This window comes from Opitutales bacterium, assembly GCA_013215165.1.
GTDB lineage: Bacteria > Verrucomicrobiota > Verrucomicrobiia > Opitutales > JABSRG01 > JABSRG01.
Genome location: JABSRG010000002.1, coordinates 1 through 1,908, shown reverse-complemented (window position 1 = coordinate 1,908; position 1,908 = coordinate 1). Strand labels below are relative to the sequence as shown.

Sequence of the window (1,908 nt, the reverse complement as noted above, 5' to 3'; positions counted from 1 at the left end):
GCATCGACTCCGCAGCCGTGCGGCCACGGCTCATATGCCAGTCGTAAAATACCTGATTGCCACTGCGATACACCCATAGGTGACCCTGCCGGGAGCGGTGTTTCGTATCTGGATCATTACATCTTATAGGCGTCTCATCGGCGTGCAGGTGCTGTTGCCTAAGCAAATCACTTTTGATGGAGTAGTAAATGAGTCCGAGCCAATCCTCGGCGACCACACGCACCCATTCACAGAGCAGTTTGCGCGAGATCTCCACGCCGAAGCGCTTTCTAAAAATCTGCTCTTGGCGATAGAGGGGCAAGTGGTCGAGATACTTGGCTAAAATGATCTGCACGAGCAAAGCGGGAGCCGCGATACCTCCTGCGAGAACCCGCGGCGCGGTGGGGTTGCTGCTACGATAGGCGCGCTGTTGCGATCGTTTTTATGCTTAAAGCGGGGACGAATGATACGGCGCTTAATAAACTTCATCGGCACGATATCGAGCAGCTCGGTTACCTCAGGTTCGCCGATTTCCTCATAAGCTTCAGGCTCGGACTGAACCTGTTCAGGAATCACTGTTTCGGTCTGTTCCTCAATGTCTTCAGGAAAGACGTAACGACGGCGGATCTTTGGCTCTTTGTCCGTAGCTGTAGCAGTGTCAGGCTTATCAGACTCAGCTTGTGGTGGGTCTGCCTGTTGAGCCACGATTGCTTGGAGTGTATCGATCGTTGTCTCAGTTGTCTTGAGATCGAGTTCAAGTTGATCTCGGTCGATACTCTCACAACGCTTGGAGCTATGTAGGCGTAAGCGAAGCTCTTTTACAGTTAAGCGCAGCCTTACGATCTCCTCTTCGCAGGACTGGATAATCCGTCGAGAGTGAGTGACTTCGTTTCTTAACTGTTGGAGTTCGGTCAACACACAACAATTTGTTATAAGCTCTGAAAAAGTTAAGAACTAGGTGCTTGGGAATCGTTGTTTTAAGGACTCGCCATCACAGATCATCGAAGCATCACGAACACTAATAGTTGAAGCCCCTTCTGCCTTTTCGAGCCACTTGAAAACACCTTGGTCAATGCGCCGCGTAACCAACCAGAGACCGCGCCCATCCATCTGGACGGCTTTAACCAAAGACCGGCTGCGATTACTAAACAAATACCAAGCCCTGGGCCTAGCATTCGTGACTAATGCCAGCAACCCGCCAGCGCCTTTACGAAGATCGACCACGCCGTGGCAGATCACAATATCTTCTCCATCGAATAGCATCCGAGGAGATTACCAAACCAGAGCACATTCGTGAAGGAGGTGCTCTAACGGACGCTTACATTATATCATCAAGGATACTTAAGAGAGGGTAGGTGGAAGGATCTTTCAGGACATTTCGAATTTCTCGATTCGACGAAATTCTGACGAAAAACTGTTCCGCTTTCTGTGACGTTCCGAACTCAGTAAGATAGTGCCACGTGAGGTATCCAAAGCCTTTGTCCTCTGGTTGGATAAATCCACGATCCCCGATGACGTGCCAAAAAACAACGGACTGTTCCTGACCGTTCTTTTCGAAAATCCGATACTGGGATGGATGCCTTGCCATTACTTCCCCAATATTGATCGGCTCTTCCGCTTCGGTTTTTTCCCAGCCGTTGAGTACCCAGCAGGAGTCAGGCGTGTGTTTTTGCACATTGACCATCGTGGTTGATGCAGGTTTCCAATAGGCAATGTAGAGGATGAGCTGGGTGCTGCCGCGGGTGTAGACGCGGCTGACGTAGTCGTCGAAGTCGAGGATTTCTTCGACGCGCCCGCGGAGCTCTTCGGTCTCGGCGAGGGGGAGGTCCTTTACGGTCCAGCCGGGGAGGTCACGCGGGATGAGGCTGTCGAGGGGTTGGGTAATCGAGGGCTCGGGCTGGGGTCGCACCGCGGCGAAGACTGCGAAGC

General features: G+C 51.9%; 4 protein-coding genes. All 4 read right to left on the bottom strand.

From position 1 onward, the window contains the following. Positions 1 to 334 (bottom strand): transposase (locus HRU10_00035; GenBank protein NRA25624.1); only part of this gene is annotated, 334 nt, incomplete at its 3' end. Continuing rightward, complete coding sequence (locus tag HRU10_00030) at positions 319 to 897, bottom strand: hypothetical protein (GenBank protein NRA25623.1); 579 nt, start codon at positions 895 to 897, stop codon at positions 319 to 321. The genes HRU10_00035 and HRU10_00030, both read right to left, overlap by 16 nt. Positions 898 to 933: 36 nt before the next feature. Further along, complete coding sequence (tnpB, locus tag HRU10_00025; GenBank protein NRA25622.1) at positions 934 to 1,242, bottom strand: IS66 family insertion sequence element accessory protein TnpB; 309 nt, start codon at positions 1,240 to 1,242, stop codon at positions 934 to 936. A gap of 55 nt (positions 1,243 to 1,297) precedes the next feature. Then, positions 1,298 to 1,908, bottom strand: a 611-nt coding sequence (locus HRU10_00020; protein NRA25621.1) for an exosortase-associated EpsI family protein, incomplete at its 5' end; no start/stop codon positions are given.